This window comes from Geobacillus sp. LYN3 (assembly GCF_003064505.1).
GTDB lineage: Bacteria > Bacillota > Bacilli > Bacillales > Anoxybacillaceae > Parageobacillus_B > Parageobacillus_B toebii.
The window spans coordinates 328256-330939 of the sequence record NZ_QCWL01000001.1; the positions used below are offsets into that span (position 1 = coordinate 328256).

Sequence of the window (2684 nt, forward strand, 5' to 3'; positions counted from 1 at the left end):
GCACGCCGCCAGCGTTCGTCCTGAGCCAGGATCAAACTCTCCAAAAAGAAAGTTGATTGGCTTTAATTCGGCACCGACACCGAAGGTGTCAAGTCGCCTTCGCTTTTCGTATTGTCTAGCTTCAGCGCCTAGCTCTCTTGTGCCAAATAACCTTCCCCCTCGAAGTGCAAGCACTTCAGCGGGTGAAGAACATTTGGCTTCGAGAGCTGATCGCGGCGCTTCAGCTTTTCTTATTGTCCAGCTCCGGCTCGCAACGCCTTGCGGAAAATAACCTTCCTCCGTCGACATGCAAGCATGTCTCGTCGGAAGAACATTTTCCTTTCGGCGTTATCCGCTCGCCTTCGCTTTTCTATTTTGGACGCTTCGTTTTGTTCAGTTTTCAAAGAACATTTCCCTCTTTTTGCGACCTTTTTATGCTAACACATTCATTAATAAGATGTCAATATTATTTTCGCTATCACTTAGCGACGTTAAACAATTTACCATAGCAAATTTTTATTGTCAATACTTTTTATGTATTTTTTATTAATATGTTTATCGGTACCGACAATAAAACATGGTTTGAAAATATTTTTCATAACATCTGGGGTGACAAGCATAAGATGGTGACAGAACAACTTTAGGATAAAGGGGGAAAAATAGTGAGTTTTTTCTATGCATTAAATGGACGTTCCTTAAAAAAGGCACTTATTATCGTTCTATCTGCATTTTTTACAGCCACTATTTTATATGCCCAAGGAATCAATAATCCCACGCTGTCTCTCTCTACTGGGCCAAGGGCGGTCTATAAAATAGAAAAAAGCAAGCATGAGGTATCACTAACATTTGATATCAGCTGGGGGGATCAAAACGCCTTACACATCCTCGATGTATTAAAACAAAATGGCATAAAAAATGCAACATTTTTTTTATCTGCCTCTTGGGCGGAACGTCATCCGAATATTGTGAAACGAATTAAAGAAGACGGTCATGAAATCGGAAGCATGGGATATAACTTTGTTAACTACACAGAGTTAGAAAGCCCGAAAATACGTCAAGATCTTATGCAGGCAAAAAAAGTATTTGACACGCTCGGAATTAAAGAAATTACATTATTGCGGCCTCCGGGCGGCAATTTTAATAAGAATGTATTAAAGATTGCTGATTCGCTAGGTTATACCGTCGTTCATTGGAGTATTGACTCAAAAGATTGGCTTAACCCTGGAGTAAAGACAATTGTTGAAAATGTCGTAAACGACATGGAAGCCGGAGATATTATTTTACTTCACGCATCAGATTCTGCTAACCAAACAGCAAAAGCACTTCCAAAAATTATTGAAGCAATGAAGGAAAACGGTTACCGTAATGTTAGCGTTTCACAACTGATCGCTAATGGCGATGTAAATAGTAAAGAAATAAACTAAACTGAATTTCCGCGTGACTAAAGTCGCGGACTTTCGTGGTTAGTTATCCTGTAAACATAAGCACACGCAAAAGAAAGGGAGGTATCCTCCTCCCCTTTATGACTTTGGAACACCTGTTAGTTTATGCAGTATAAGAAGCTGATAAGCGTTACAAACTAATAATGGAAATAACATTAAATAAAGCCAATCTTCATTGTTAATACGCAATGCTGGAAACCACTCAATAACCGTTACGACAACCATAAAAAATAATGCTGGTACAAACGCCCCTTTATTCGTTTGTGCACTTTTTATATAAGCAACAATAAGCCCGACAATCAAAATAAATAAAGCGACTAGTATGTAACTGACAATAGACTCCCCTTCCACAGCAAACACTTGATAGCGGAAATATACTAAATCGAAAAGCACAAACAAAATTAGCACAACTTGTACTGAGTTCCAAAGAGAGTCAGAACGAAAGATCCCAAGTCCAAAGCGATGAATGGTTAAATAGGCGAAAAACCCCATTTGACTAATGACACTAAAAATAAAGCCAACACCAATGTGCCACACTAACACCGCAATAATTTCCAATACGTCCGATCGTAAAAACAGTTTCTCGTATTCACTCCAGTTAAGTATAATCCCTATAATCGCTGTTGTTATTCCTCCAATAGCTAATGTTGTTAAAAATAAACGCACCCATTTACGGCTGTTCACAGCTTCATCCTGGTTACTAAAATCTATAAAAACGACTCATCGCGATGGAACCAGCAAAACAGCTTGCCGCTCAGGGAACACCTGAGTTCCATCAGGAAGGGAAATTCCCTTGTCATTCACCTATTGTAAAAGACACCCCGTGGCTCGCTGTCAGCGACGGCATCTGTCGTGCACCATTCCTTCCATCGGTCAGTACACGACAACGATTTTAGCAACCAGGTCTACACCTCCCTTAGTTGAATTTGATACTGATTCATCCAGCAGAATTTGTGCAAGATGTTCCATAACGACCATTCATGTTCTTGTTTGAAATTTTCGATTTTTTGTAACATCATGATTAAATATTGGCGTTGTTTCTTGCCGCTTTTCGATTGCTTGTAGGATTCTTCCATCGACCCTAACACGGCAATCAAATGACGCTTCACTTTCGTTTTTATGATGTCCATGAGTTCTTTTGGCAATCGTTCCTGATGCCCTAACCCCCGTCTGCCAATCACCAAAGCGGCACTTTCATGAACGGATAACCCATACTTTTTCATATAACTGATTCGAGCGCAAATCTTTCCATTCTTCGTTCGT

3 protein-coding genes and 1 pseudogene are annotated in these 2684 nt (G+C 39.9%); 1 reads left to right on the plus strand and 3 read right to left on the minus strand.

All coding sequences use genetic code 11. From position 1 onward, the window contains the following. The coding region (locus tag DCC82_RS17900) for a hypothetical protein (RefSeq protein WP_233252902.1) at positions 1 to 288 on the minus strand (288 nt) is incomplete at its 3' end. A gap of 353 nt (positions 289 to 641) precedes the next feature. Between DCC82_RS17900 and pdaB the strand changes: the two genes are divergently transcribed. Next, positions 642 to 1403, plus strand: a complete 762-nt coding sequence (gene pdaB / locus DCC82_RS01665; RefSeq protein WP_012748916.1) for a polysaccharide deacetylase family sporulation protein PdaB — start codon at positions 642 to 644, stop codon at positions 1401 to 1403. Between the two features lie 96 nt (positions 1404 to 1499). Here the strand turns inward: pdaB and DCC82_RS01670 are convergent, their stop codons facing one another. Together DCC82_RS01670 and DCC82_RS17345 are read right to left on the minus strand one after the other, a co-directional pair. Further along, entirely contained in the window at positions 1500 to 2105 is a 606-nt protein-coding gene (locus DCC82_RS01670) for a KinB-signaling pathway activation protein (RefSeq protein WP_012748915.1), read from the minus strand. Positions 2106 to 2326: 221 nt separating this feature from the next. Continuing rightward, a pseudogene (locus DCC82_RS17345) lies at positions 2327 to 2684 on the minus strand (IS200/IS605 family accessory protein TnpB-related protein); the annotation flags it as partial.